Source organism: Massilia soli (assembly GCF_016809835.1).
Classification (GTDB): Bacteria; Pseudomonadota; Gammaproteobacteria; order Burkholderiales; family Burkholderiaceae_D; genus Telluria_A; species Telluria_A soli.
Genome location: NZ_JAFBIL020000007.1, coordinates 13200 through 38439, shown reverse-complemented (window position 1 = coordinate 38439; position 25240 = coordinate 13200). Strand labels below are relative to the sequence as shown.

The following is a 25240-nucleotide window of genomic DNA, read 5'->3' as shown; positions in this document are numbered from 1 at the left end:
CAACAAATCTCAGGAGAATATTATGTCTTTCCAACAAGGTCTTAGCGGCTTGAACGGCGCTGCAAAATCGCTCGACGTCATCGGCAACAACATCGCCAACGCCAGCACGGTCGGCTTCAAGGGTTCGCAGGCCCAGTTCGCCGACGTGTATGCCGCGTCCTTGAACGGCGTCACCGGCAACACCGCCGGTATCGGCGTGAAAGTGGCCAACATCGCCCAGCAATTCACGCAGGGCAATATCGAATCGTCCAACAACCCGCTCGACATCGCGATCAACGGCGCCGGCTTCTTCCGCACCGTGGTCAACGGCACCACCCAGTATTCGCGCAACGGCCAGTTCCAGCTCGACAAATCCGGCTTCATGGTCAATGCCCAGGGCGCCAAGCTGACCGGCTACCAGGCCGGCGTCGGCGGCGGCATCATGGCTGGCGCCCCGGCGCCTATCCAGATCAACGCCGGCGACCTGACCCCGGTCGCGACCAGCGAGATCGATATCCAGCTCAACCTCGACTCGCGCGAGCTGCCGCCGAAGAACACCCCGTTCGACGTGGACGATCCGGAAAGCTACAACAAGCAGATTCCTGTCGACGTGTTCGATACCCTGGGCAATGCCCATGTGCTGTCGACCTTCTATGTCAAGACGGCCGCTGGCAAGTGGGATGTGTATGTGGCCAACAACGGCGTCGAAGCGAACAACCTGACCGTCGCCACCGCCTCGCAAGGCACCGGCGCGGCGTTTACCGCCGTCAATAATGCACGCGACGCCTGGACCACGGCGACGCTGGCGGTGCCGCCGGTGCCGGCAACCATCGCCGCGGCCCTGCTGACCTATGCCAATGCCGCATCGGCGATGGTGTCGGCAGCGGCCGGCACCGCCGGCGCCACCCCTGCCAACCAGACCGCCATCACCACGGCAGGCACGACCGCCGCTGGCGTCGTCGGCAATACCCCGGAAGACGTCGACCAGGCCATCGCCGGCGCGGTCCGCGTCGGCGCCACCCGGGTTGGCGAGCTGGCGTTCGACAGCAATGGCGGCTTGACCACCGCCATGCCGTTCACCATCAACCTGCCGATTTTCCCTGCGACCGGCGCCTCGACGCCATTGCCGATGGAAATAGATTTCACCAAATCGACCCAGTACGGCACCGAAACGAGCGAAAAGAAGATCGTGCAGGACGGCTACACCGCCGGCCAGCTGCAGCGCTTCAGCGCCGGCGCCGACGGCATCATCCTGGGCCAGTACAGCAACGGCAGGACCGCGGCGCTGGGCCAGATCGTGCTGTCGAACTTCGCCAACCCGAACGGCCTGACGCCGCTGGGCAACAACGCGTGGGCCGAATCGTCGATGTCGGGTTCGCCGCTGACCGGCGCGCCGACCACTGGCAGCCTGGGCGTGCTGCAGTCGTCCGCGGTCGAGAACTCGAACGTCGACCTGACCGCTGAACTGGTCAACATGATCACCGCGCAGCGCGTCTACCAGGCCAACGCGCAGACCATCAAGACCCAGGATTCGGTGCTGCAGACCCTGGTGAACCTGCGTTAAATCGTTAATACTCACGTCGTAATTTAGCCGTCGTTCCCGCCTTCGCGGGAACGACCGGAGGAGGTCATCATGGATCGCTTAATCTACACCGCCGCCAGCGGCGCCAAACACATCCTCGAGCAGCAGGCGACGACGTCGAACAACCTCGCCAACGTCACCACCACCGGCTTTCGCGCCCAGCTCGACTCGTTCCGCGCGGTGCCGGTGGTGTCCGATGGCCTGCCGACGCGCGCCTTCGTGGTCAATTCGACCGTCGGTTCGGACTTCGCGTCCGGCCCGCTGCAGCTGACCGGCCGCGACCTCGACGTGGCCGTCAAGGGCAAGGGCTGGATCGCGGTGCAGATGGCGGACGGCAGCGAAGCCTACACCCGCGCCGGCGGCCTGCAGATGAATGAAAACGGCTTGCTGCAAACGGCCAAGGGCCAGGCGGTGCAGGGCGATGGCGGCACCATCACCATCCCGCCCGAAGTGACGGTGACGATCGGCGGCGACGGTACCATTTCGACCATTGCCACCACCACCAAGCCCGGCGCCCCGACGGTGCTGGGCCGGATCAAGCTGGTCAATCCGAACGAGCAGGACCTGGTGCGCGGCGACGACGGCCTGTTCCGCCTGAAGGACGGCAGCGCCGCCCCGGCCGACCCGCGCGTGGTGGTGGCCGGCGGCGCCCTCGAAGGCAGCAACGTCAGCCCGGTCGAGTCGATGGTTACCATGATCTCGCTGGCGCGCTCGTTCGAAACCCAAATGAGCCTGCTGAAGAATGCCGAGAATAACGCCGCGAAAGCAACCCAGATCCTCGCTTTGAATTGATAGGCCGGGGCGGATAATGATTCTATTGTGCAAGGCTTGGTCGATTTCGTCGGCAGCCGAAACAGGAGAAGAAAATGATCCGTTCCCTTTTTATCGCGAAAACCGGCCTCGAAGCGCAGCAGACTAACCTCGACGTCATCACCAACAACCTGGCCAACGTCAGCACCAATGGCTTCAAGCGCTCGCGCGCGGTGTTCGAAGACCTGCTGTACCAGAATGTCCGCCAGCCGGGCGCCCAATCGTCGCAACAGACCGCGCTGCCGTCGGGCGCGCAGATCGGTACCGGCGTGCGCGCGGTCGCGATCGAACGCATCCACACCCAGGGCAATCCCCAGCAGACCGGCAACTCCAAGGACGTCATGGTCAACGGGCCCGGCTTCTTCCAGATCCTGCTGCCGGACGGCACCGCCGCCTACACCCGCGATGGTTCGTTCCAGTCGGACGCCAATGGCCAGCTGGTGACCTCGTCCGGCTACGTTGTCCAGCCTGCCATTACCGTACCGGCCAATGCGCAGTCGCTGACCGTCGGCCGCGACGGCACCGTCTCGGTCACCTTGCCCGGCACCAACGCGCCTTCGCAGATCGGCACCTTGCAGCTGTCCACCTTCGTCAATCCGGCCGGGCTGGAGTCGAAGGGCGAGAACCTGTACGTGGAAACCGGCGCGTCGGGCAACCCGAACACCAACACCCCGGGCACCAACGGCGCCGGCACCCTGATGCAGGGCTATGTCGAGACCTCGAACGTGAATGTGGTTGAGGAAATGGTCAACATGATCCAGACCCAGCGCGCTTACGAAATCAACAGCAAGGCCATCACCACGTCCGACCAGATGCTGGCCAAGCTTGCCCAGCTCTAAGCCGGGCCGGAGAATCCTCATGAAGGCAATCATCTTCCTTCCAGCGCTGGCGCTGGCGCTGGCCGGCTGCGCGGCCACCCCGACCTCGATCGTCCAGGTGCCCACCAGCGCGCGCCCGATCCCGTCGGACCTGCCGGCGGCCAACAACGGCGCCATCTTCCAGAGCGCCAGCTACCGCCCGGTCTTCGAAGACCGCCGCGCCCGCCACATCGGCGACCTCTTGACGATCAACATCATCGAGCGCACCTCGGCCGTCAAGGCAGGCGCCAGCTCGGGCGACAAGACCGGCACCGTCAGCTTCACGCCGCCTGGCGTGCTGCGCAATGCGCTCGGCGCGGCCGTCGCCACCGACGCGGCCACCAAGTTCGCCGATTCGGACAAGCAAAGCGCCAGCAACACCTTCAGCGGCACGATGGCGGTGACGGTCACCGAAGTGCTGCCGAACGGTAACCTGATCGTCGCCGGCGAAAAGCAGATCGCGATGAACAAGGGAACCGAGTTCATCCGCTTCTCCGGCATGGTCAGCCCGGACACTATCACCACCGGCAACATGGTGTCCTCGACCCAGGTGGCCGACGCGCGCGTCGAATACCGTACCAACAGCAAGATCGACCGGGCCGAAATCACCGCCATGGCATCGCGTTTCTTCCTGTCGCTGTTGCCGTTCTGATCGGGTATGACCATGCAAAAAATTCTCTCCGCCGTCGGCCTGTGCGCCGCCATGCTGCTGCCGCAACTGGCGCACGCCGACCGCATCAAGGACCTCGCCAGCATTGCCGGCGTGCGCCAGAACCAGCTGATGGGCTACGGCATCGTCGTCGGCCTCGACGGCACCGGCGACCAGACCACCCAGACCCCGTTCACGGTGCAGTCGATCGTCTCGATGCTGCAGCAGATGGGCGTGAGCCTGCCGCCGGGCACCAGCCTGCAGCTGAAGAACGTGGCGGCGGTGACGGTGACGGCATCGCTGCCCGCCTTTGCGCAGCCGGGCCAGACCATGGACATCACGGTCTCGTCGATCGGCAACGCCAAAAGCCTGCGCGGCGGCACGCTCCTGATGACGCCGCTGAAAGGCGCCGACGGCCAGATCTACGGCATGGCGCAGGGTAACCTGCTGGTCGGCGGCGTCGGCGCCGCCGCCGGCGGCGCGCAAGTCCAGGTCAACCACCTCGCGGTCGGCAAGATTTCCGGCGGCGCAACCGTCGAGCGCGCAGTCGCCTCGAACCTCGGTGAAAACAACCAGATCCGGCTGGAACTGAAGGAAACCGACTTCCAGACCGTCAGCCGCATGGTCGAGGCGATCAACAACCATTTCGGCCCCGGCATTGCCACCGCGCTGGACGGCCGCGTCGTGCGCGTGATGTCGCCCTCGTCGAGCGACCAGCGGGTGTCGTTCATCGGCATCCTGGAAGGCCTGGAAGTGAACCCGGCCAAGGTGGCCGCCAAGGTCATCATGAATGCGCGCACCGGCTCGGTGGTGATGAACCAGGCCGTCACGCTCGACAGTTGCGCGATTTCGCACGGCAACCTGTCGGTCAGCGTCGGCATGGATACCGAGGTCAGCCAGCCAAACCCCCTTTCCGGCGGCCAGACCGTGGTCACCCGCAACCCGAGCATCGACATCAAGAAAGAACCGGGCAAGGTCATCATGGTCAAGGCCGGCGCCTCACTGTCGGAGGTGGTCAAGGCGATGAACGCCATCGGCGCCACCCCGCAAGACCTGCTGGCCATCCTGCAGGCGCTCAAGGCCGCCGGTTCGCTGCGCGCCGAGCTCGAGATCATCTAAGGCAACGCCATGGCCATCCAGACCAACGACCTGTCGAGCAAGCTCGCGTTCGATACCAAGGGACTCGGCGAACTCAAGCAATCGGCCAAGGCCGGCTCGCCGGAAGCGCTGAAAACCGCCGCGACCCAGTTCGAAGCCATGTTCATCAACATGATGCTCAAAAGCGCGCGCGACGCCACCCCGCAAGAGGGCATGACGGACAACCAGCAGACCAAGACCTTCACCACGATGCTCGACCAGCAGCTGAGCCAGAACCTGGCCAAGCGCGGCGTCGGCCTGGCCGACATGCTGATCCGCCAGTTGTCGAACCAGCAAATGAACGCCCAGGCGATGGCCATCGGCAGCGAGCCCGGCGCCCAGGCGCCTGCCATCAACGCGCTGCCGCCCGCATTCGACGCCGCCGCGCTGACCAAGCCGGCCGCCGCGCTGGCGCTGCCGAAAGCGGACGCGACGCCGTTCGCCTCGGCGGTGGCCGCCACCCCGGGCGTCACCGCGAGCGGCCGCAGCCAGGCCAGCCACGTGCGCAACTTCCAGGACAAGCTGGGTAGCCACGCCGACGAAGCCAGCCGCGCCACCGGGATTCCGGCCAAGTTCATGCTCGGCCAGGCCGCGCTCGAGACCGGGTGGGGCAAACGCGAGATCAAGAATGCCGACGGCAGCACCAGCCACAACCTGTTCGGCATCAAGGCCGGCCCTGGCTGGAAAGGCAAGGTTGCCACCGCCGTCACCACCGAGTATGTCAACGGCGTGCCGCGCACCCGGGTGGAGAAATTCCGTGCCTACGACAGCTACGCCGACAGTTTCAAGGACTACGCCAAGCTCATCACGCACAACCCGCGCTACGAAAAGGTGCTGGCCAACGCCACTGACGCCAGCGGCTTCGCCCAGGGCTTGCAGCGCGCCGGCTACGCAACCGACCCGATGTACGCGGCAAAATTAACCCGCATCATCAAGCACTCGCTGGCCTGACCCCGGGGGCAAGTCGACCCCGGCAAGCAGGGCTTGCAATCTTGATAAGTCAAGTTTTGCGCGCGGCTGCCGTTATATAGATACAACAATGGAAAGACACTGACACCATGGCTGGAAATCTCCTCAGTATCGGCAAGAGCGGACTGTTCGCGGCGCAAGCGGGACTGTCGACGACCGGCCATAACATCGCCAACGCGTCGGTGGCCGGCTACAGCCGCCAGGTGGTGGTGCAGTCGTCCGGGATCGCCCAGGACTTCGGCTACGGCTTTGTCGGCAGCGGCACCCAGATTGCCGACATCAAGCGCTATTCCGACCAGTTCCTGAACACCCAGGTGCGCAATGCGCAAGCCTCGCTGAGCGCGACCGATGCCTACAACAGCCAGATCAGCCAGATCGACAACCTGCTTGCCGACACCAGCGCCGGCCTGTCGCCGGCCCTGAAAAATTTCTTCGCGGGCATCCAGGATCTCGCGGCCAATCCGAGCTCGACCGCTGCCCGCCAGGCGGTGCTGTCGAATGCCGAATCGCTGGCGTCGCGCTTCCAGTCGCTCGACGGCCGCCTGCAGGAGATCCGCGACGGCGTCAATTCGCAGATCACGACCAAAGTTACCTTAATCAATTCCTACGCTTCCCAGATCGCCGAGCTGAACGAACAGATCGGCAAGTTCACGCTGTCCAACGGCAGCGCCAAGCCGAACGACCTGATGGACGCGCGCGACCAGCTGGTGCTTGAGCTGAACAAGGAGGTCAAGGCCAACGTCACGCCGGGCGCCAACAACAGCCTGACTGTCTCGATCGGCGTCGGCATGCCGCTGGTGGTCGGCTCGAAGCCGTTCGAGCTGGCGGTGGCGACCTCGCCAACCGATCTGAGCCGTGTGCAGATTGGTTACATGACTGGCAGCAAGATAACCGTGTTGTCCGATAGTTCGCTGCCAGGCGGCGCGCTGGGCGGCATTCTCGAATTTCGCAACAACACGCTCGACCGCGCGCAAAATTCGCTCGGCCGCATCGCGATCGGCATCGCGGAGACGTTCAATGCCCAGCACGCGCTGGGGCAGGACAGCAAGGCCGAGATGGGGGGCAAGTTCTTCTCGATCGGCGAAGCGGTCGTCGGCGCCAGCCTGACCAATACGCCGGTGGCCAACCCCGCCACCGCGCCGTCGGTCAAGGCAAGCGTGGTCGATTCGACCAAGCTGACCAACAGCGACTACAAGGTCGAATACCGCAGCGGTTCGTACTGGGTGTCGACCACCTCGGGCGGCACCCCGGTCCAGATCAATCCGTTCCCGCAAACCGAGCCGCAAGTCATCGACGGCATCGCTTTCGACATCGAGAACGCCGCCACCGAAGGCGACTACTTCGTCGTGCGTCCCACCATCGGCGGCGCGGCCAACTTCAACGTGGTCGTCAAGGACATTGCGCGAATTGCCGCCGGTGCGCCGGTGGTCACCAATACGCCGCTCGACAACAAGGGCAGCGCCAAGATCAGCGAAGGCTCGATTTCCAGCGAATACCTGGGCGGCGCACCGGCGCTGCCGCTGACGCTGACGTTCGACGAGGCCTCGGGCGAACTGCAGGGCTTCCCGGCCGGCGCGACGGTTTACGTCAGCTCGAACGGCGGCGCGCCGCAACCGTTCGTGGTCGGCACCGACCCGATCCTGTACAAGGCAGGCGACAACTACAACATCGGCGGCGTCAACGTCAGCTTCAGCGGCAAGCCGGCCGAGGGCGACAAATTCACCATCAGCGCCAACCCGAATGGCGCCTCGGACAACCGCAACGCCCAGGCGCTCGGCAAGCTGCAGACCAAGAACATCCTCGACGGCGGCCGGGCCACCTACCAGTCGGCCTACGCCGAGCTGGTCAGCTTTATCGGCAACAAGACGCGCGAAGTGCAGGTCAACAGCGAAGCCGGCAAGGCGCTGCTTGGCCAGGTGACCGCCTCGCAGCAGGAAGTCTCGGGCGTCAACCTCGATGAGGAAGCCACCAACCTGCTCAAGTACCAGCAAGCCTACCAGGCGGCCGGTAAAGTCATGCAGATCGCCAGCACCCTGTTCGACACGCTGTTGTCGTTACGTTAAACGCACGCTCGGAGTCATCATGCGCATCAGTACCAACACCATGTTCGAAACGGGCACCAATCAGATGGGCTCGCTGCAAAGCCAGCTCGCGCGCACCCAGATGCAGCTGTCCACCAACCGGCGCATCCTGACGCCGTCGGACGACCCGGTCGCCTCGGCGCGCGCGCTGGAAGTGACGCAATCGCAAGCGGTGAACACGCAGTACGGCGTCAACCGCCAGAACGCGCGCTCCTCGCTGTCGCAGGTCGAGCAAGCGTTGGCCAGCACGACCCAGCTGATCCACGACATCAAGACGATCGCCGTCAGCGCCGGCAATGGCACGATGCTGCCGGCCGACCGCCAGGCGCTCGCCATCGACCTGAAGGGCCGCCTCAACGACCTGCTTGGCGTGGCCAACACCGCCGACGGCGTGGGCGGCTACCTGTTCTCGGGTTACAGCACCGGCTCGCCGCCATTCTCGCTGGTCGACGGCGGCGCCGCCTACCATGGCGACCAGGGCATCCGCAAACTGCAGGTCGCCTCGTCGCGCGAGATCGCCGTCAGCGACTCGGGCAGCTCGGTGTTTGAAAACATCGCGACCGGCAACGGCACCTTCCAGACCTCGGCCGCCAGCGCCAACAAGGGAGCGGGCGTGGTCTCGTCGGGCGCGATCACCGACGCCTCGCTGATCAAGGGGCACGACTACCAGATCGAATTCACGGTGACGGGCACGCCGGCGGTCACCACCTACACGGTGACTGACCTGTCGCGCGCGGCCGAAGTTCCGGTACCGGCGCCGGTGGCGCTGAACGTGCCGTTCGAAAGCGGCAAGCAGATCGCCTTTGAAGGCGTGGTGTTCGACATTGCCGGCGCGCCGGCCAGCGGTGACATCTTCAACGTCAAGCCGAGCGAAAAGCAATCGATCTTCACCACGCTCAGCCAGCTGATCGACACGCTCGGGCTGCCGGCCAACGGTCCCAAGCAAGCCGCGCTCTCCAACGGTCTCAACATGGCGATGGACAACCTCGACGCCGCGCTTGAAAACGTGCTGTCGGTGCGCGCCGGGGTCGGCTCCAGCCTGAAGGAGCTCGACTACCTCGACGGCGCCGGCGAGGACCGCAACATCCAATATTCGGAAGCGCTATCGGACCTGCAAGACCTCGACATGGTCAAGGCCTACTCGCTGTTCCAGCAGCAAAAGATGACCTTGGAAGCATCGCAAATGTCCTTCAAATCGCTGTCGGGGCTATCGCTGTTCAACTACCTGCGCTAATAACGCAGCACCACTCTAAAACTTCCAAAATCGGGGACAGACCACCATTTTGGAACTTTCGTCGTTCAGTTGACGCAGGGAGAGTACTTCCAAAATCGGGGACAGACCACCATTTTGGAAGTTTTGCTGTTCAGTTGACGCAGGGGGAGTGCGCTGCCCAAACCGTGTGTAAAGTCGAAGCGTCCAACTTCTGGAGTCGTCATGGCACGGCGCGCTCGACTTGTGATCCCCGGGGTACCCCTCCATCTCATTCAACGCGGGAACAACCGCCAGGCGTGCTTCTTCTCGGAACGCGACTACCTCGTTTATTTGAGGATGTTGCACGCGTGCGCCATCGACGCTTGCTGTGCTGTCCACGCCTACGTGTTAATGACCAATCACGTGCACCTGTTGATCACGCCTGAGGCCCCTCATTCCCCGGGCATGTTGATGAAGGCACTCGGGCAGCGCTACGTGCAATACGTCAATCGACGATATGGAAGAACGGGCAGCTTGTGGGAAGGGCGTTTCCGGTCGTGCATCGTCGATGATGAACAGTATCTTTTCATTTGCCAGTGTTACGTTGAGCTAAATCCGGTTCGCGCGGGCATGGTTGATCACCCTGTGCACCACGCCTGGTCAAGTTATCGGGCCAATGCAGAGGGGGCCGTGAACGCCCTGGTCACGCCGCATCACCTCTATATGAACCTTGGTCGCGACAGTAACGAGCGCCAAAAGGCTTATCGCGATCTGTTCGAGCAAGAATTGCCATCAGAGCAGGTGGATTTTATTCGGCGCGCGACCAACGGAAATTTCGCCGTTGGCGACATGCCCTTCATAAAGTCGGCGGCGGAGGTGCTGGAAAAGTATGTGACGCCGCGGACCGTGGGCAGGCCGCGGCGATGGTGATCGTCCCCGGACCGGACTAAAACCGACGATTATTCCAACAGAGGCGCAGTCGGAGCAAGCCTGGCCAGATTTTCATAATGTTCCAAAATGGTGGTCTGTCCCCGATTTTGGAATAATTCGAAATGTTCCAAAATGGTGGTCTGTCCCCGATTTTGGAATGTTTGGGGGGGGGGGGAATTGCAGGCTAGGGGGCCGCCGCTGGCAATGCCGGCAACGTCGGCGCCGTGCGTTGCGCCGCGCTCCTCGGAATCAGGCGGCTCGCTTCGATGCCTTGGTTGAAGAGCGTCTGGATCGGCCCGCCAAGGTAGGGCAGCACGATGCTGATCACCAGCAGCCCCACACCCAGCGATATCGGGAAGCCGATGCCGAAAATGTTGAGCTGCGGGGCGGCGCGCGTGAGGATGCCTAACGCGATGTTGCAGATCAGGAGGGCGGCGACGATCGGCAGCGATAGCTGCAGCCCGGCGCTGAAAATCTTGGCGCCCCAGCGTACCATTTCATAGGGCGCGCCCACCGAGATCGGCGTGGCGGAAACCGGCAGCGTGAAGAAGCTTTCGGCCAGCGCTTCGAGCAGGATCAGGTGGCCGTTGACAGCGAGGAAGGCCATCGTCGCGACCAGCGCCAAGAACTGGCTGACCGCCGATGAGCGCCCCTGCGTCATCGGGTCGAAGAAGCTCGCGAATCCCAGGCCCATGGTCAGGCTGGCAACTTCGCCGGCCATCTCGACGGCGGCGAACACGATGCGGATGGCAAATCCCATCGCCAGGCCGATCAGCATTTCCTGGATCAGGATCAGCAGCCCCGACCACGACAGCGGGTCGACCGCCGGCGCGGCAGGGATCGCGGGGGCCATGATCAGCGCCAGCATCACGCCGAGCGCGATCTTGACGCGCGCAGGGACGCTCTTGTTGCCGAACAGGGGGCTGGAGGCGATCAGCGCGAGGATGCGCGTCAGCGGCCACAGCAGGGCCGCGATCCAGGCGCTCATTTCGCCGGAGGTGAGCGTGATCATCGCGCTGTTCCCGCGCAACGCCGGGCCGGCATCAGCCGATCAGTCCCGGGATGCCGCTGAAGACGCCGCGCATGTAGTCGAGCATGACGGCCAGCATCCATGGCCCCGCAATCAGCAGCGCGACAAAAATGCCGACCAGCTTGGGGATGAACGATAGCGTCGCTTCGTTGATCTGCGTGGCGGCCTGGAAGATGCTGACGATCAGGCCGATGATCAGCGCGACCAGCAACATCGGCGCAGCCACCATCAGCGTGACTTCCATCGCCGTGCGGCCCATCGTCATGACGCTTTCCGGGGTCATCGGCGTCTCCTAGTAGAAACTTTGCGACAGGGAGCCGAGCAGCAGCTGCCAGCCGTCGACCAGCACGAACAGCATCAGCTTGAAGGGCAGCGCGATGACCGCCGGCGACATCATCATCATACCCATCGACATCAGCACGCTGGCAACGACCATGTCGATGATCAGGAACGGGATGAAGATCGCAAAGCCGATCTGGAACGCGGTCTTCAGTTCGCTGGTGACGAACGCCGGAATCAGCACGCGCAGCGGAATGTCTTCCGGCCCCTGCAGCGCTGGGCTGCGCGAGATCTTGACGAACATCGCCAGGTCAGCCTGGCGGGTCTGCTTGATCATGAAGGTCTTGAGCGGCGCCACCGCGCGGTCCATCGCTTCGCCTATCTGGATTTCGTTTTTCTGCAGCGGCTGGTAGGCATCGACGTAAATCTTGTCGAACACCGGCCCCATCACGAACAGTGTCAGGAACAGCGCAAGGCCGATCATCACCTGGTTGGGCGGCGCGCTCTGGGTGCCGAGCGCCTGGCGCAGCAGCGACAGGACGATGATGATGCGGGTAAAACTGGTCATCATCAGCAGCACCGCCGGCAGGAACGACAGCGCCGTCATCAGCAGCAGCGTTTGCACCGGCAGCGAGTAGGCGGTGCCGCCGCCTGGCGCCGGGGCGCTGGTGAAGGCAGGAATCTGGGCGATGGCGGCCACCGGCAGCGCGATCGCGCCTGCTACCAGCAGGCATTTGAGCGCCGTCGAGGCGCTGGGGATCAGGTGCTGCTTACTTTGCATTGCGCTTGTCGATCGTTTGTTTGAGCCAGTCGCCGAAGCCGCCCGCCATCGGCAGGCCAGGCTGCACCATCGGTTGGGTGTCGACGCTGTGTTGCTTGGGCATGGTGGCGAGCGCGTTGACCCGGCCTGGCGAAGCGCCGACCACGATCCACTGGTCGCCGACTTCGACCACCAGGATGCGCTCGCGTCCGCCCAGGTTGAGCGCGCCGACCATGCGCAGGTTGGCGCTGCCGCCAGCCGCTTTCGGGCCGTAGCGTTTCAGGAACCACGCCAGCGCGGCCAGCAGGGCCAGCACCAGCAGCAGGGCGAAGGTGGTTTGCATCAGGCTGCCCGCCGCCGAGGCGGTTGGCTGCGCGGCCGGCTGCAGGGCCGGCTGGGCAGGGCGCGGCGTGACGAACTGCGATTCGGCAGGCGCCGGCGCCGGCGCGCCAGCGGCAGTCGCCGCGGGAGCGGCAGTCGCGTCGGCAGGCGTGGTGACGGCAGGCGCGGCTGCGGCGTTGACGGCAGGCGGTGACAGGACGGGAGCGGCGGCGGGAGCGGGAGCGGCGACGGCGGCGAGCGGCGCGGCCAGGCCGCACAGCAGCGCAGCCGCGGTAAGCAGGCGCAGCGTCATTTGTTGAGTTTCCGAATCCGTTCCGACGGCGTGATGATGTCCGTCAGGCGAATACCGAACTTGTCGTTCACCACCACCACTTCGCCCTGGGCGATCAGGCAGCCGTTGACCAGCACGTCCATCGGCTCGCCGGCCAGGCCGTCGAGCTCGACCACGGAACCTTGCGCCAGTTGCAGCAGGTTCTTGATGGCGATCTTGGTGCGCCCCAGTTCCACCGTCAGCTGGACCGGAATGTCGAGGATGAAGTCGATATCGTTGGGCGTGTCGTTCTTGGCGCCCTTGTTCGAGAAGTCCTTGAACACGGCGGCAGTGGCCGCTTGCTGCTTTTCGAGCGCGTCGGCTTCCGCCTTGGCCTGCTCGGCAATGGCGGCGCCCCAGTCATCGTCCATGCTCTGGTCGTCTTGATTATCGGACATGTTGCTCTCCTGTGTTTCCATGCCGGCGCAACAGGCGCCGGACTCGCTTTACTTCAAGTTGTCTGAATTGGCCAGCAGCTTCTCGACCTTGAGCGCGTACTGGCCGTTCAGCACGCCATACGTGCATTCCATCACCGGCACGCCGTCGACCGTCGCTTCAATCTGTTCGTTGACGTTGAGCGGAATGATGTCGCCCACCTTCATGTTCAAAATTTCGTCGAAGGAGGCGCGGCCGTGGCCGAGGGTCGCCACCAGTTCCACTTCGGCGATCTGGATCTGCTGGGTCATCAGGCGGATCCAGCGCTTGTCCACTTCCAGCGCCTCGCCCTGCAGGCTGGAGGTCAGGGTGTCGCGGATCGGCTCGATCATCGAGTAGGGCATGCAGATGTGGATCTGGCCGCTCACCGAGCCAAGCTCGACCGTAAACGTGGACGACACCACCACCTCGTTCGGCGTGGCGATGTTGGCAAACTGGGTGTTCATCTCTGAACGGATATATTCGAACTCGACCGGGTAGACCGGTTCCCACGACTTGGTGTAGGCCTCGAACACGATATCGAGGATGCGCAGGATGATGCGCTGCTCGGTCTGGGTGAAATCGCGTCCTTCGACGCGGGTGTGGAAGCGCCCGTCGCCGCCGAACAGATTGTCCACCAGCAAAAACACCAGGCCTGGATCGAACACGATCAGGCCGGTGCCGCGCAGCGGCTTCATGTGCACCAGGTTCAGGTTGGTCGGCACCACCAGGTTGCGGATGAATTCACTGTACTTCGATACCCGCACCGAGCCCACCGACACCTCGGCGCTGCGGCGGATGAAGTTGAACAGGCCCACGCGCAGCAAGCGCGCGAAGCGCTCGTTGATGATTTCGAGCGTCGGCATGCGGCCGCGTACGATGCGCTCCTGGGTCGCCAGGTTGTACGTGCGTACACCTGAGGCTTCCTCGGGCGCGTCGGCGTCGTCCTGATCGCCGTTGACGCCCTTCAGGAGGGCATCGACTTCTTCCTGTGAGAGGAAATTATCGGCCATGTTCTGCTGACTGTTACTGAATGATGAAACTGGTGTACAGCACGTCGGACACCAGCTGCGGTGCGCCCTTGTCGACGAACGGCTCGTTGACCGCGGCGATGATCTCGCTCGACAGCTGGCGCTTGCCTTCCGGCGTATTCAGTTCCGAGGCGCGCTTGGACGACAGCAGCAGCAGCACCCGGCTCTGGATCTTCGGCATGTTGGCCTTGATCAGGTCGACCTGTTCCAGCGTCGGCACCTGCAGCGTAAACTGGATCTGAAGATATTGCTCGCCGTCTTCAGGTTGCAGGTTCACGACAAACTTTTCAAGCGGCACGTACACTGGCGGCTCCGCCGGCGCAGCTTCCTTGACCGCGGCCTTGCCGTCGGCGCCGCCTTGCATGAAGTACCAGGCCGCGCCGCCGCCGCCGGCAATCAATACCAGGACGGCAACAACGATGATGATGATCAGCTTCTTCGGAGAAGATTTTGGAACTGCTGCCGCATCTGCTTTCGGATCAGCTTTCATTTTGTCATTTGCTTTCAAAGGAACTCAACCGGCTTTAGTGATTCACGCCGTCATTATGTCATTATCGGGAATAAACGCGGCGGCGAATTGCTTGAAAAGAGGCACTAAGAATGCCCACCTCCAAGCTTGCCTGCGGCGGCGAAGGGCGGGCCGGCCGGCCCGCCCTGTGTGATCATGCAAATGTGTCAACCATTCCTGGCAATCCGCCGCTGCGCATCGGCCGTCCCGGCTGATGCTCGGCCACATCGACCGGGGTGCCGCCAGCGCCTGCGCGGCCACCCGGACGGCCAGGCTGGTCGCCCGGGGCCTGGCGCTGGTCCGGCGTACCGGCGTCGACCGTCGCATTGCCCAGCGCGATACCGCTCTCGCTCATCATTTCACGCAGTTTCGGCATCGCGTTTTCCAGCGCCTGGCGCACTTCCAGCTGGTTGGCCGAGAAGGTCACCGTGGCCTGGTCGTTGGTCACGCTGAGGACCACCTGCATCGGGCCCATGTCGGGCGGGTTCAGGGTCAGGGTCGCGCTCTGTTCCTGGCCTGCGACCATCCACACGATCTTCTGGCTCACCTGGTTATCCCAGGCCGGCGTTCCGACCCGTGCCGCGATGCGGTCGCCCGCCACGCCGGCCGCGGCCTGCGCGATGTTCAGCGACGCCTGTTGAATCGGCGAGCTCAAAGGCGACACCGCGGCGGCCGTGTCCTTCAGCGCTGCCGGCTCGGCGCGTTCCTGCGCGAGCAGGCCGGCGAAGGCCGTGGCGCCGGCTTCGGCTTCCGGCTGCACGGCGGCGGCAGCGGCGGCCACGGTCGCGGTCGCGGCCGACGTCGCATCGGCGCGTTGGCGTGGCGTGCTGGCGGCGCCGTCGGCTGCCGGCTGTTCGCCCAGCGCCTGCACGGCGCCCTGGGCAAACTGCCCGGCGAGGTCGAGCGGCAGCGCGGCGCTGCCATCGGCACCCAGGCCAGGCGCCTGCGCGCCCGCGGCGCCGCCGGCGGCCACCGGCGTTACGGGAACATCTTTTGCCACGCCCTGCAGCTGGTTGAAACTGGCCACCAGCGCCAGCATGTCGGTCACCGGCAGCTCGGCCGGGCGTGCGTCCGCATCGTCAACGCTGTCGGCGGTCTTCTTTCCCGCTGGCGCTGCCGTCGCGGTCTTGTCCTGGCTGTCGGCTTTGGCGTCGGCCTGGCGCGGGCTGTCGGCTTGCGCCGGACGGCCCGGGTCCTGCTTTGGCGCGGCGGCTTTCTCGGCCGGCCTGGACTGCGCGGCCGGCCTGGCCTGGGCAGGCGCCGGGGCGGCGTTCTGGCGCTGGTTGATCTCGCGCGACAGCGCCTGGCTGAACTGCGCGGCGCCCTTGTCGGACTGGCCGGGAGCCGGGGTGTTCTGGCGCGCCGGCGCCGGCGCGGCGCTGGAAATCTGGGGCAGGAGATTCTGTGTTTGCATGATGCTGTCCGTCGGTTCGTTGTTGGTCAGCGCTTGAAGTGCGCCTGCCGTGCTGCGTGTTCGTCCATGGCCTTCTGGTCGCGCTTGTTCTCGAGCCGCAGCGTCTCGGCCGCCGCGCGTTCATTCAGCGTACGGTACGACAGGCGCTTGCGCTCACTTGCCTGCCACGCCGTCTTCTCGATGCCGCTCTTGTACTCGGCATGCTTGATCACTTCGCGTTGGCCGTTGATGGCGTTGTCCAGCTTGTCCACGAAGGCCACGAAATTCCGGTGCGCCATCGGGGTGATGCCAGCCATCTGGGCCTGCTCGAAACGGTTCGCGTAGTCGTCGCGGTACCCGAGCAGCATCTCCAGCTTGGCTTGCCCGTCCTCGACCAGTTTGAGCGCGGCGCCGAGGCGCTTGGCTGCTTCGTCGGTCTCGCGCTGCGCGAGCTCGATCAGGGTGTCAAGTGCTGAGGATTTAGGCATGTTGGATCAGATTATAGGCGCCGCCACGGCGACCCAATCAGTCGAACAGAGAGGTAAGTTGGGCCAAACTCTGCTGCATGCCGGTGTTCTCGTGGATTTCCTGGCACAGGAAGGACTCGATCTTGTCATGCAGCGTGATGGCCTGGTCCAGCACCGGGTCGCTGCCGGACGCGTACGCGCCCACGCTGATCAGGTCGCGCGAACGCTCGTAGCGCGAATACAGCTGCTTCAGGCGGCGCGCCTTCATCTGGTGCTCGTGCGAGGTAATCGTATGCATGGCGCGGCTGATCGACTGTTCGATGTCGATCGCCGGATAGTGCCCGGCCTCGGCCAGGTGGCGGTTCAGGACGATGTGGCCGTCCAAAATACCGCGCGCCGCATCGGCGATCGGATCCTGCTGGTCGTCGCCCTCGGACAGCACGGTGTAGAAGGCGGTGATCGAGCCGCCGCCCTCGAGGCCGTTGCCGGCCCGTTCGACCAGCACCGGCAGCTTGGCGAACACCGACGGCGGATAACCCTTGGTGGCCGGCGGCTCGCCGATCGCCAGCGCGATCTCGCGCTGCGCCATCGCATAGCGGGTCAGCGAGTCCATGATCAACATGACATTCTTGCCCTGGTCGCGGAAGTGCTCGGCGATGGCGGTCGCATACGCGGCGCCCTGCAGGCGCATCAGCGGCGGGCTGTCGGCCGGCGCCGCCACCACGGCCGAGCGCGCGCGGCCTTCCGGCCCGAGGATTTGCTCGATGAATTCCTTGACCTCGCGGCCTCGCTCGCCGATCAGGCCAACCACGATCACGTCGGCGGTGGTGTAGCGGGCGATCATCCCGAGCAGCACCGACTTGCCCACGCCGGTGCCGGCGAACAGGCCAAGGCGCTGGCCGCGGCCGACCGTCAGCATCGAATTGATGGCGCGTACGCCCACGTCCAGCGTCTCGGTGATCGGCGCGCGGTCGAGCGGATTGACCGGGCGCGCGTTGATCGGCGCGACTTCGTCGCTGCCGAGCGGGCCGAGGCCATCGAGCGGGCGGCCCGCGCCGTCGACCACGCGGCCCAGCAGCTTGTCGCCGACCGGCAGGTGGCGCGCACGGTCGCTTGGGCGGCGGCGCGGATGCGGCACGCTGCCGGGACGCGGCACCGAGGCTTCGACCGGGTACACGCGGGTGCCCGGCACGATGCCTTCGACATCGCTTTGCGGCATCAGGAACAAACGGTCGCCGTCGAAGCCGACCACTTCCGCCTCAACCCGGGCGCCGCTGGGCAGGGGGACGGTGCAGGCGCTGCCCACGGCCAGGCGCAGGCCGACGCACTCCATCACCAGGCCGGCCACGCGCGTGACCCTGCCGCATACCTGCATCGGTTCGACGAAGCCCACCAGCGCGTCGCAGTCGCGCAGGTAAGCGCGCCAGCGCGCGGTGTGGCGGTCGGCCTGGCCGGTCATCAGCCGAGCCACTCGACGTTTTTGCCGAGCGACTGCGACAGGCGCTGCCAGCGCGAGGCGGCCTGCGCGTCGATCTGGTTGCTGGCCGTGTCGATCTTGCAGCCGCCGCGCGCCACGCCGGCGTCTTCAACCACGCGCCAGCCTCCCTTGTCGAGTTCTTCGCCGATCGCCTCGCGCACCAGCGCAGTGTCTTGCGGGTTGAGCATCAGGATGGCCGGCTGCTGCAGCACCGGCAGGTAGCCTATCGCTTCGCGCACCGACGGGATCAGCAGTTCGGGCTTGACCTCGAGCGCGGTGCGCAGCATGCCCTTGGCAAGGTGCAGGGCCAGCTCCAGCACGTCGCCGGCGATGTTCTCGTCGGCCTGCGACAGCGCCGCGCCGAAGGTGAGGGCCAGCGCCTTCACGTGTTCCAGTTCGGCCGCCGCTTCGGCGCGGCCGACCGCCAGCGCGTCGGCGTAGCCAGCGGCGTGGCCCTCGTCGTAGCCTTCCACGCGCGCCTGCTCGCGGATGCCGGCCAGTTCTTCGACGGTCGGCAGCATCGAGGCCGGGTCCAGCAGCATTTCTTCGGGCTGGTCGTCGGCCGGCACCGCCACCGGGCGCGGGTCGAATGAGTTCATCTCCCAGCGCTGGTACGCGGTCTGCATCTCTTTTGGAATGGTCGCCATCAGATGAACGAATCCTCGCCTTTGCCGCCCAGGACGATCTGGCCTTCATCGGCCAGGCGCCGCACGATCTGCAGGATCTGCTTCTGCTGCGATTCCACTTCCGACAGGCGCACCGGCCCTTTCGATTCCAGGTCTTCGCGCATCATCTCGCTGGCGCGCTGCGACATATTGCGGAAGATCTTTTCGCGCAGGTCTTGCGAGGCGCCCTTGAGCGCGATGATCAGCATTTCGGACTGCACTTCGCGCAGCAGCAACTGGATGCCGCGGTCGTCGATGTCGATGATGTTATCGAACACGAACATCTCGTCCATGATCTTCTGCGCCATGTCGTTATCGTAGTTCTTGATGTTGTCCATGACCGAGCTTTCCTGGTCGCCGCTCATGAAGTTGAGGATCTCGGCTGCGGCGCGCACGCCGCCCAGCGACGACTTCTTGATGTTCTCGTTACCCGACAACAGCTTGGTCAGCACGTCGTTGAGCTCGCGCAGCGCGGCCGGCTGCACGCCGTCGAGGGTGGCGATGCGCAGCACCACGTCGTTGCGCAGGCGGTCGGTGAAATTGCCGAGGATCTCGCAGGCCTGGTCGCGCTCGAGGTGGACCAGGATGGTCGCGATGATCTGCGGGTGTTCGTTGCGGATCAATTCAGACACCGACGACGCATCCATCCACTTCAGGCTCTCGATGCCCGACGCGTCCTTGCCGCCCAGGATACGCGACAGCAGCACGGTGGCCTTGTCGTCGCCCAGCGCCTTGGTAAGCACCTGGCGGATGTACTCGTCCGAATCGAGGCCGACGGTCGAATTGAGTTCGGTCTGTTCGCGGAACGACTCGAGCACCGTCACCACCTGCTCGTGCTGCACGCTCTTCATGGTCGCCATCGCGGCGCCCAGCTTGAGCACCTCGCGCGGGCCGAGGAATTTCATCACTTCCGCCGCTTCCTCCTCGCCGATGGCGAGCATCAGGATCGCAGCCTTGTGGATGCCGTTATCATTCATTTGCGCCTACCCATGCTTTCACTACGTTTGCCACGACGCGCGGATCGTCCTTGGCCAGCGTCTTCGCCATGGCCAGGTTTTCGCGGTAACCGCGCGCGATATTGGTTTCTGCCTCTTCCAGCTGGATGCGCTCGACTTCCGCCTTCACCGCCTCTTCCTTCGTCATTTCCGGTTCGCTCGACACCGGCGGCACGGTGATCTCGTCGAACCTGCGCAGCACCGGGCGCAGCAGGGGACGCAGCAGGCGGAAGTACAGGAAGCCCAGCACCAGCGCCAGCAGCAGGTAGCGGCCCAGCTCCTTGGCCAGCGGCAGGTTGTCCGGATCTTCCCACCAGGCCAGCTTCAGTTCCGGCGCGGCCGGCTTGTCGACGCCGTCGAACGGCGCGTTGGTCACGTTCAGGGTGTCGCCGCGCGCCTGCGAATAGCCCATCGCCTCCTTGACCAGGTTATTGATCTGGACGACTTCGGCCGCGGTCAGCGCCTTGACGGTCACCTTGCCGGTCTTCGCATCGACGATGCGGCGGTAGTTGACCAGCACGCCGACGGTCAGGCGCTTGATGCCGCCCATCGGGCGCTGCTCGTAGCGCACGGTCTTGTCGACTTCATAATTGGTGGTCGAGTCCTTGCGGGTAGGGGCGGCGGTAGCGCCGCCTGCCGCAGGGGCCCCGGCGCCGTCGAGCGGCGCGGTGGCCGCGCCCGGAGGCTGGTTCGACAGCGCGCCCGGCACGCCCGACGCGTTGGCGCCGCCCGGGCCGTTCGCCTCCGACACTTGCTGGCTGCGGATCGCCGACGCTTCCGGCGGCGAATTCGGCTTGTAGCTTTCGGCGGCGGTGTCGACCTGGGCGAAATCGATATCGGCGGTGGCCTCGGCGCGCACATTGCCCTGGCCGACCAGTGGGGTGATCAGCGATTCGACCTGTTTGATGATGCGCTGCTGGATCTCGGCGACATACTTCAGCTGGTTCGGGTCGAGCTGCTTGGTGCCGCCGGCCGGCTTGCCGTTCTCCGACAGCAGGTTGCCGGCCTGGTCGACCACGGTGACGTTCGACACCGGCAGTTCCGGCACGCTGGAGGCGACCAGGTGGACGATCGCCGACACCTGGGCGATGTCGAGGACGCGGCCCTGCTGGAGGTTCAGCAGCACCGACGCGGTCGGCCGCTGCTGTTCGCGCACGAACACCGACGGCTTCGGCAGCGCCAGGTGCACGCGCGCCGAACCGACGGCGGCCAGCGACTCGATCGAGCGCGCCAGTTCGCCTTCGAGCGAGCGCTGGTAGTTGACTTGTTCATGGAACTGCGACACGCCCAGCTTCTGGTTCTCCATCAGCTCGAAACCGACGTTGCCGCCTTTCGGCAGGCCCTGCGACGCCAGTTTCAGGCGCGCGTCATGCACATGCTCGGACGGCACCAGGATCGCGCTGCCGCCTTCGGAAAACTTGTACGGAATGGCCATCTGGTCGAGCGAGGCGGTGATCGCGCCGCCGTCGCGGTCGGAGAAGTTCGAGAACAGCACCTTGTAGTCGGGCTGCTGGCTCCACAACCAGATCGCAGCCATGATCGCCAGCACAGACGCAATTGCGGCGCCGAGCAAGAAATTCTTGCCCATCTGTGTCTGTAGGAACGTCGGCTTTGCTTCCGGGGTGTCGACAAGTACGTCCGCTGTTGCTGCTGCCATGTTGGTATCCGAGGTAATAAGTGGACCCAGACCTGTGCGAGGAATGGGGCTTAGACAGGATTATGCTGGTGTACGGCAACATTCAAAGGGAGGAACAGGGGGGGGATTAGGCCCTTCCTCGGCCTGAAATGCCGCTCTGTCCACTGCTATTCTGGCAGCCTGAGATAGCGTGTACGCAATTGTACCCGCGCGCAGGCGCATTGATGCGGCCTGACAATGCATGAATCGGAGAAAACAACATGGACGTGACATCGATAGGTGCCGACCGGATCCAGTCAATGATGGCGCAGCTGAAAGCGGCGGCGACCAAGCCGGCCGGCGCGCCGGTCGCGCCGGTCGGCCCTGGCGCCGAAGCGCCGGCGGCCAGGGTCAACTTCGCCGACGCGCTCAAGAGCTCGCTCGACCATGTCAGCGAAGTGCAAGGCAAGGCGAAGGAGCTGGGCCGGGCGTTCTCGATGGGCGACGACAGCGTCAGCCTGTCGGACGTGATGATCGCGATGCAAAAATCGAGCATCAACTTCCAGGCCACGGTACAGGTGCGCAACAAGCTGGTATCAGCCTACCAAGAGATCATGAACATGCAGGTATAAACAATCCGCAACGAGTCAAACTGCCAATGTTCCAAAATCGGGGACAGACCACCATTTTAGAACGTTCTAAAATGGTGGTCTGTCCCCGATTTTGGAATTAGCCTATTTTGGAAATGTTGCTTAGTTCAGTCCGGCGAGGCGGGCGTTGCGTTCGCGCTCGAGCTTGGTGATGTAGCGCTGGACGTTGGCCAGGTTGCCACGCGAGATGTCGACAAAGGCGCAGCCGAGCCGGCGGTTCGATTTGCTGTTCAGTAGCGTCAGGTCGAGCGAGTTGCGTATCCGGAGCGTCGTCGTGACCGTGCCAATCTCCGGCAGCTCGATCTTGCAGCCTTCGTAGGTGTTGCCGATCGTATTGCCGAGCACGAACTTGTTGTCGAGGATGGCGATGCCGCCGCAGCTGATGTCGGCCAGCGGGAAGATGTTGCTGCCGCCGCCGAGCTCGAACGGCATCGGGATCACCGCGCGCACCGGGTTGCTGACCGGCGTCGGCATGCGGTAGAACTCGCGCCGCTGCAGCCGGATCATCGAGTCCGGCAGCGCCATCGTAAACGCGGCCGTGCCTTCGTGGTTGGCCGCTTTGACGCCGCCGTCGGCAGCGAACAGGATGCGGATCTTGTCGAGCGAGGTCTCGAACGAGATGCGCTCGGCTTGCGCGATGCGCTGGTTTTGCGCGGCGTCGATCGCGCAGTCGAGATAGACCTTGCCGCTGTCGCCGTCGACCGCCAGGATCGAGGTGACGCAGGTCTCCGCCTGGCCCCGGATCAGCATCGTGACGAGCTGCTTTTTTTCCGAAATGTTGCGCAGCAGTGCGATGATTTCTTTGCGCGAGTGCACGCGGTAGTCATGCCAGTTATCGAGCTCGAGACCGTTGGATTCTTGCATGAGTGTTTGCCGCTGTTCTTATGGTGTGTCGATGAGCCGGGCCGAGTCAGGCGCTGGCGCCCCGGACGTTTTCCCAGATTCAATATGATATAGCCATGCCAGCAGTTCCGCAATCGCGCGGTACAGCTGCGGCGGAATCTGGCGGTCGAGGTCGATCTGCATGAGCAGGGCGACCAGTTCTTTCGATTCGTGCACGAACACGCCCGCTTCGCCGGCGCGCTTGATGATTTCCGCTGCCAGCAAGCCCTTGCCCTTGGCCACCACCATCGGCGCGGCATCGTCGCCCGAGTAGGCCAGCGCGACGGCGCTCTGCTGTTTCTGGTTGGCGAGCGCGTCAGACATCCGATTCCCTGGCGCTGTGGATGTCGAGCGAGGCGAGCGGGCTGCCGGCCGCGCCCAGCGCGGCCGCCAGTTCGCCGGCGCGCGCGCGCAGCAGCGCCCGGGTCTCGCCCGAGTCGGCCTTGAGCTGGATGTGCAGCTGGTCGCCGCTGATCACGACGCTGGCGGCGATCTCGCCCAGCCCGGCGAAGCGCAGGCGCAGGCCGCTGCGCCAGCCGGGCTCGGCGTCGCCCGGCTGCTGCCGTCCGCCTTCAGGTGCGTCCTTGTGGATTTCCCATTGCATGTCCTGGCCGGGCCAGACTTGCCCTTGCCAGGCGACGCGGCCGTTCTCATGCGTGGCCAGCTGCTGGCTGACGAGCTGGGCGGCGACGGGGTCGGTCTCGGCCAGCATGCCCTTGGGCACGCCGTCGGCCAGCGCGCGCTGCATTTGCGGCTCGCGCAACAGCTCTGGCAGCGCCCGCTTGCCGTCGGCCCATTCGGCGACGTGCGATTCGTAAAACAGTCCGCTCTGGGCCAGCGCGCCTTGCAGGGCCTGCGCCAGCCGCGCCGGCTCCGGCGTGCCGGGACCGGCCAGGGGTGCCGCCGAGCGGATCGCCGCCGCCTCGCCGGCCGGCCCCTGGGCCGCGGCCAGGATGCGCGCGATGCTGCGCCCGGCATCGCTGAGCGAGACATGGGCGTTGCGCGGGTCCGCCCCGGCCGGGTCGGCGCCCGGCGCCAGCTGGGCCTTGAAGGCGGCCAGCGCGGCAGGGCCGCCCGCGCGCAGGTCGGGCAGGTCTTGGTGGACCAGGGTAGGGTGGATCAGTTGCCCGGCGCCGGCTTGCTGGAATGCGGGACGCGGACTGGTGCTGACCAGGGTCATCGGCAGCTCGGTGCCGGGCTGGGTGCCCGCAGGCAGCGCCATGCGGGCGTGCTGCTCGGCCACGCGGACCAGGAAACTGCCGTCGGCCAGGCGCGCCAGCACCGCGACCGGCATTGATTTGCCGACCTGGGTTTGCAGCTGGCGCTCGAATGCTTCCTGGCGCAGGTCGCCGGCCGGCAGCGCAGGGATGACCGGGGCGATCCGGTCGACCGCCTTGACGCTGAAGCGTTCCATGGCCGGACCTGGCGGTCCTTACACCGCGCCGTAGGTGCTGGACAGGCGGCGCTGGGTTCCGGTGTTATTGATCAGGGCGGACAGGTGGGCCATCCACGGCATGGTCAGGTCGCGGATCTTGCGGTCGTCGGCCAGCAGGCGTTTGATGTATTCGACCTTGCGCTGGCGGCTGTCGGCATTGAGCGCGATCGCCGCTTCGTTCTGGCGCAGCGTTTCGACGCAGGCGGCGCAGCGGCTTTCCAGCTCGACCAGGCGGTCCCAGTCGCTGTCGCTGGCGGCGGCCACCATCTGTTCGGTCAGGCCGACCATCGATTCGTAGGTCGACAACACTTCTTGGCTGGTCATCATGGTTCAGGCGCTCGCAAGGACAGGGGCGTTGGACTGCTCGGCAGCCGGGGGCGGCGTGGCGCCGATCGCGTTCCAGGTGTCGCGCAGCTCGCTGAGCAGGCGCAGCACTTCTTCCAGCACTTCCGGCTGGTTGTTCAGGTTGGCCGTCAGCAGGCGCCGGCCCATGTATTCGTAGAGCGAGTCGAGGCCTTCGGCGATCTGGCCGCCGACTTCACGGTCGAGGCTGGCGCGCAGGCCGTTCTCGACGATCTGGATCGCTTTCGAAATCGCCGCGCCCTTGGCTGGAATATTGCCGGCTTTCATATGCGTCAAGCCGTTGCGCACTGCCACGATGGCGCCGTCGTACAGCATCACGATCAGCTTGTGCGGGCTGGCTGCCATCACGCCGGTCTCGACGCCTACCTTGGCGTATGCATTCGCGCCGCTCTTCATTGATCCGAACATAGTCTTCCTTCCAAATGCCGTTGTTATCCG

General features: G+C 64.9%; 28 protein-coding genes. 10 read left to right on the top strand and 18 right to left on the bottom strand.

Features of this window, described 5'->3' with window-relative positions; genetic code table 11:
* Positions 1-22: 22 nt before the first annotated feature.
* The 9 genes from I4X03_RS17415 (at position 23) to I4X03_RS17375 (ending at position 10186) form a co-directional block, all read left to right on the top strand.
* Positions 23-1543, top strand: coding sequence for a flagellar hook protein FlgE (locus I4X03_RS17415; RefSeq protein WP_223469520.1), 1521 nt, complete (start codon positions 23-25; stop codon positions 1541-1543).
* 69 nt (positions 1544-1612) lie between these two features.
* Positions 1613-2353, top strand: coding sequence for a flagellar basal-body rod protein FlgF (gene flgF, locus I4X03_RS17410; RefSeq protein ID WP_223469519.1), 741 nt, complete (start codon positions 1613-1615; stop codon positions 2351-2353).
* A gap of 74 nt (positions 2354-2427) precedes the next feature.
* A complete protein-coding gene (flgG, locus tag I4X03_RS17405) occupies positions 2428-3210 on the top strand; it encodes a flagellar basal-body rod protein FlgG (protein WP_223469518.1) in 783 nt (260 codons plus the stop codon).
* 19 nt (positions 3211-3229) lie between these two features.
* On the top strand, positions 3230-3880 hold the full coding sequence (locus tag I4X03_RS17400) for a flagellar basal body L-ring protein FlgH (protein WP_223469517.1): 651 nt from the start codon (positions 3230-3232) through the stop codon (positions 3878-3880).
* 12 nt (positions 3881-3892) lie between these two features.
* Entirely contained in the window at positions 3893-4996 is a 1104-nt protein-coding gene (locus tag I4X03_RS17395; protein WP_223469516.1) for a flagellar basal body P-ring protein FlgI, read from the top strand.
* Positions 4997-5005: 9 nt separating this feature from the next.
* Complete coding sequence (flgJ, locus tag I4X03_RS17390; RefSeq protein WP_223469515.1) at positions 5006-5965, top strand: flagellar assembly peptidoglycan hydrolase FlgJ; 960 nt, start codon at positions 5006-5008, stop codon at positions 5963-5965.
* Between the two features lie 107 nt (positions 5966-6072).
* Positions 6073-8046: a flagellar hook-associated protein FlgK gene (gene flgK, locus I4X03_RS17385; RefSeq protein WP_223469514.1), complete on the top strand. Its 1974-nt coding sequence runs from the start codon at positions 6073-6075 to the stop codon at positions 8044-8046.
* A gap of 19 nt (positions 8047-8065) precedes the next feature.
* Positions 8066-9298 carry a flagellar hook-associated protein FlgL gene (flgL, locus tag I4X03_RS17380; protein WP_223469513.1) on the top strand — a complete coding sequence of 411 codons (1233 nt, stop codon included), beginning with the start codon at positions 8066-8068 and terminating at the stop codon, positions 9296-9298.
* Positions 9299-9499: 201 nt separating this feature from the next.
* Positions 9500-10186: a transposase gene (locus I4X03_RS17375; RefSeq protein ID WP_223469512.1), complete on the top strand. Its 687-nt coding sequence runs from the start codon at positions 9500-9502 to the stop codon at positions 10184-10186.
* A gap of 184 nt (positions 10187-10370) precedes the next feature.
* On the opposite strand, the gene fliR is transcribed toward I4X03_RS17375, so the two are convergent.
* From fliR to fliF, 13 genes are all read right to left on the bottom strand, one after another.
* On the bottom strand, positions 10371-11198 hold the full coding sequence (gene fliR / locus I4X03_RS17370) for a flagellar biosynthetic protein FliR (protein ID WP_223469511.1): 828 nt from the start codon (positions 11196-11198) through the stop codon (positions 10371-10373).
* Between the two features lie 31 nt (positions 11199-11229).
* Entirely contained in the window at positions 11230-11499 is a 270-nt protein-coding gene (gene fliQ / locus I4X03_RS17365; RefSeq protein ID WP_223469510.1) for a flagellar biosynthesis protein FliQ, read from the bottom strand.
* 9 nt (positions 11500-11508) lie between these two features.
* Positions 11509-12276 (bottom strand): flagellar type III secretion system pore protein FliP, encoded by a 768-nt coding sequence (gene fliP / locus I4X03_RS17360; RefSeq protein WP_223469509.1) that lies wholly within the window; start codon positions 12274-12276, stop codon positions 11509-11511.
* Entirely contained in the window at positions 12266-12889 is a 624-nt protein-coding gene (gene fliO / locus I4X03_RS17355) for a flagellar biosynthetic protein FliO (protein WP_223469508.1), read from the bottom strand. Before fliO ends, fliP begins: the two co-directional genes overlap by 11 nt.
* Positions 12886-13305: a flagellar motor switch protein FliN gene (gene fliN, locus I4X03_RS17350; protein ID WP_223469507.1), complete on the bottom strand. Its 420-nt coding sequence runs from the start codon at positions 13303-13305 to the stop codon at positions 12886-12888. Before fliN ends, fliO begins: the two co-directional genes overlap by 4 nt.
* A 48-nt stretch (positions 13306-13353) precedes the next feature.
* Positions 13354-14334, bottom strand: a complete 981-nt coding sequence (gene fliM / locus I4X03_RS17345) for a flagellar motor switch protein FliM (protein ID WP_223469506.1) — start codon at positions 14332-14334, stop codon at positions 13354-13356.
* Positions 14335-14347: 13 nt separating this feature from the next.
* Positions 14348-14842, bottom strand: a complete 495-nt coding sequence (fliL, locus tag I4X03_RS17340) for a flagellar basal body-associated protein FliL (protein ID WP_223469505.1) — start codon at positions 14840-14842, stop codon at positions 14348-14350.
* Between the two features lie 172 nt (positions 14843-15014).
* Positions 15015-16274 (bottom strand): flagellar hook-length control protein FliK, encoded by a 1260-nt coding sequence (locus I4X03_RS17335; RefSeq protein ID WP_223469504.1) that lies wholly within the window; start codon positions 16272-16274, stop codon positions 15015-15017.
* Between the two features lie 26 nt (positions 16275-16300).
* Entirely contained in the window at positions 16301-16741 is a 441-nt protein-coding gene (gene fliJ, locus I4X03_RS17330) for a flagellar export protein FliJ (protein ID WP_223469503.1), read from the bottom strand.
* Positions 16742-16778: 37 nt separating this feature from the next.
* Positions 16779-18179 carry a flagellar protein export ATPase FliI gene (fliI, locus tag I4X03_RS17325; RefSeq protein WP_307735376.1) on the bottom strand — a complete coding sequence of 467 codons (1401 nt, stop codon included), beginning with the start codon at positions 18177-18179 and terminating at the stop codon, positions 16779-16781.
* Positions 18179-18844, bottom strand: coding sequence for a flagellar assembly protein FliH (locus I4X03_RS17320; protein ID WP_223469502.1), 666 nt, complete (start codon positions 18842-18844; stop codon positions 18179-18181). Before I4X03_RS17320 ends, fliI begins: the two co-directional genes overlap by 1 nt.
* The gene (fliG, locus tag I4X03_RS17315) at positions 18844-19839 is read right to left on the bottom strand and encodes a flagellar motor switch protein FliG (RefSeq protein ID WP_223469501.1); all 996 of its coding nucleotides are present in this window, start codon (positions 19837-19839) and stop codon (positions 18844-18846) included. The genes I4X03_RS17320 and fliG overlap by 1 nt, the downstream gene beginning before the upstream one ends.
* Positions 19832-21514 carry a flagellar basal-body MS-ring/collar protein FliF gene (fliF, locus tag I4X03_RS17310; protein ID WP_223469500.1) on the bottom strand — a complete coding sequence of 561 codons (1683 nt, stop codon included), beginning with the start codon at positions 21512-21514 and terminating at the stop codon, positions 19832-19834. The genes fliG and fliF overlap by 8 nt, the downstream gene beginning before the upstream one ends.
* A 239-nt stretch (positions 21515-21753) precedes the next feature.
* Here fliF and fliE point away from each other — a divergent pair, with 239 nt between their 5' ends.
* The gene (gene fliE / locus I4X03_RS17305; protein WP_223469499.1) at positions 21754-22104 is read left to right on the top strand and encodes a flagellar hook-basal body complex protein FliE; all 351 of its coding nucleotides are present in this window, start codon (positions 21754-21756) and stop codon (positions 22102-22104) included.
* A gap of 120 nt (positions 22105-22224) precedes the next feature.
* Here fliE and I4X03_RS17300 read toward each other — a convergent pair whose 3' ends face one another.
* From I4X03_RS17300 to fliS, 5 genes are read right to left on the bottom strand one after another with little or no spacing between them, the layout of a single operon-like run.
* Positions 22225-22986 (bottom strand): flagellar brake protein, encoded by a 762-nt coding sequence (locus I4X03_RS17300; protein ID WP_223469498.1) that lies wholly within the window; start codon positions 22984-22986, stop codon positions 22225-22227.
* A gap of 18 nt (positions 22987-23004) precedes the next feature.
* Positions 23005-23328, bottom strand: a complete 324-nt coding sequence (locus I4X03_RS17295; protein ID WP_223469497.1) for an EscU/YscU/HrcU family type III secretion system export apparatus switch protein — start codon at positions 23326-23328, stop codon at positions 23005-23007.
* Positions 23321-24418 carry a flagellar hook-length control protein FliK gene (locus tag I4X03_RS17290; protein ID WP_223469496.1) on the bottom strand — a complete coding sequence of 366 codons (1098 nt, stop codon included), beginning with the start codon at positions 24416-24418 and terminating at the stop codon, positions 23321-23323. The genes I4X03_RS17295 and I4X03_RS17290 overlap by 8 nt, the downstream gene beginning before the upstream one ends.
* A gap of 18 nt (positions 24419-24436) precedes the next feature.
* On the bottom strand, positions 24437-24766 hold the full coding sequence (locus I4X03_RS17285; RefSeq protein WP_223469495.1) for a flagellar protein FliT: 330 nt from the start codon (positions 24764-24766) through the stop codon (positions 24437-24439).
* 3 nt (positions 24767-24769) lie between these two features.
* On the bottom strand, positions 24770-25210 hold the full coding sequence (gene fliS, locus I4X03_RS17280; protein WP_223469494.1) for a flagellar export chaperone FliS: 441 nt from the start codon (positions 25208-25210) through the stop codon (positions 24770-24772).
* Positions 25211-25240 lie beyond the last annotated feature (30 nt).

Excerpts from the sequence above, each read along its gene's own strand:
- I4X03_RS17415 (WP_223469520.1), top strand. The coding sequence starts at position 23 with ATGTCTTTCCAACAAGGTCTTAGCGGCTTGAACGGCGCTGCAAAATCG.
- flgF (WP_223469519.1), top strand. The coding sequence starts at position 1,613 with ATGGATCGCTTAATCTACACCGCCGCCAGCGGCGCCAAACACATCCTC.
- flgG (WP_223469518.1), top strand. The coding sequence starts at position 2,428 with ATGATCCGTTCCCTTTTTATCGCGAAAACCGGCCTCGAAGCGCAGCAG.
- I4X03_RS17400 (WP_223469517.1), top strand. The coding sequence starts at position 3,230 with ATGAAGGCAATCATCTTCCTTCCAGCGCTGGCGCTGGCGCTGGCCGGC.
- I4X03_RS17395 (WP_223469516.1), top strand. The coding sequence starts at position 3,893 with ATGCAAAAAATTCTCTCCGCCGTCGGCCTGTGCGCCGCCATGCTGCTG.
- flgJ (WP_223469515.1), top strand. The coding sequence starts at position 5,006 with ATGGCCATCCAGACCAACGACCTGTCGAGCAAGCTCGCGTTCGATACC.
- flgK (WP_223469514.1), top strand. The coding sequence starts at position 6,073 with ATGGCTGGAAATCTCCTCAGTATCGGCAAGAGCGGACTGTTCGCGGCG.
- flgL (WP_223469513.1), top strand. The coding sequence starts at position 8,066 with ATGCGCATCAGTACCAACACCATGTTCGAAACGGGCACCAATCAGATG.
- I4X03_RS17375 (WP_223469512.1), top strand. The coding sequence starts at position 9,500 with ATGGCACGGCGCGCTCGACTTGTGATCCCCGGGGTACCCCTCCATCTC.
- fliR (WP_223469511.1), bottom strand. The coding sequence starts at position 11,198 with ATGATCACGCTCACCTCCGGCGAAATGAGCGCCTGGATCGCGGCCCTG.
- fliQ (WP_223469510.1), bottom strand. The coding sequence starts at position 11,499 with ATGACCCCGGAAAGCGTCATGACGATGGGCCGCACGGCGATGGAAGTC.
- fliP (WP_223469509.1), bottom strand. The coding sequence starts at position 12,276 with ATGCAAAGTAAGCAGCACCTGATCCCCAGCGCCTCGACGGCGCTCAAA.
- fliO (WP_223469508.1), bottom strand. The coding sequence starts at position 12,889 with ATGACGCTGCGCCTGCTTACCGCGGCTGCGCTGCTGTGCGGCCTGGCC.
- fliN (WP_223469507.1), bottom strand. The coding sequence starts at position 13,305 with ATGTCCGATAATCAAGACGACCAGAGCATGGACGATGACTGGGGCGCC.
- fliM (WP_223469506.1), bottom strand. The coding sequence starts at position 14,334 with ATGGCCGATAATTTCCTCTCACAGGAAGAAGTCGATGCCCTCCTGAAG.
- fliL (WP_223469505.1), bottom strand. The coding sequence starts at position 14,842 with ATGAAAGCTGATCCGAAAGCAGATGCGGCAGCAGTTCCAAAATCTTCT.
- I4X03_RS17335 (WP_223469504.1), bottom strand. The coding sequence starts at position 16,274 with ATGCAAACACAGAATCTCCTGCCCCAGATTTCCAGCGCCGCGCCGGCG.
- fliJ (WP_223469503.1), bottom strand. The coding sequence starts at position 16,741 with ATGCCTAAATCCTCAGCACTTGACACCCTGATCGAGCTCGCGCAGCGC.
- fliI (WP_307735376.1), bottom strand. The coding sequence starts at position 18,179 with ATGACCGGCCAGGCCGACCGCCACACCGCGCGCTGGCGCGCTTACCTG.
- I4X03_RS17320 (WP_223469502.1), bottom strand. The coding sequence starts at position 18,844 with ATGGCGACCATTCCAAAAGAGATGCAGACCGCGTACCAGCGCTGGGAG.
- fliG (WP_223469501.1), bottom strand. The coding sequence starts at position 19,839 with ATGAATGATAACGGCATCCACAAGGCTGCGATCCTGATGCTCGCCATC.
- fliF (WP_223469500.1), bottom strand. The coding sequence starts at position 21,514 with ATGGCAGCAGCAACAGCGGACGTACTTGTCGACACCCCGGAAGCAAAG.
- fliE (WP_223469499.1), top strand. The coding sequence starts at position 21,754 with ATGGACGTGACATCGATAGGTGCCGACCGGATCCAGTCAATGATGGCG.
- I4X03_RS17300 (WP_223469498.1), bottom strand. The coding sequence starts at position 22,986 with ATGCAAGAATCCAACGGTCTCGAGCTCGATAACTGGCATGACTACCGC.
- I4X03_RS17295 (WP_223469497.1), bottom strand. The coding sequence starts at position 23,328 with ATGTCTGACGCGCTCGCCAACCAGAAACAGCAGAGCGCCGTCGCGCTG.
- I4X03_RS17290 (WP_223469496.1), bottom strand. The coding sequence starts at position 24,418 with ATGGAACGCTTCAGCGTCAAGGCGGTCGACCGGATCGCCCCGGTCATC.
- I4X03_RS17285 (WP_223469495.1), bottom strand. The coding sequence starts at position 24,766 with ATGATGACCAGCCAAGAAGTGTTGTCGACCTACGAATCGATGGTCGGC.
- fliS (WP_223469494.1), bottom strand. The coding sequence starts at position 25,210 with ATGTTCGGATCAATGAAGAGCGGCGCGAATGCATACGCCAAGGTAGGC.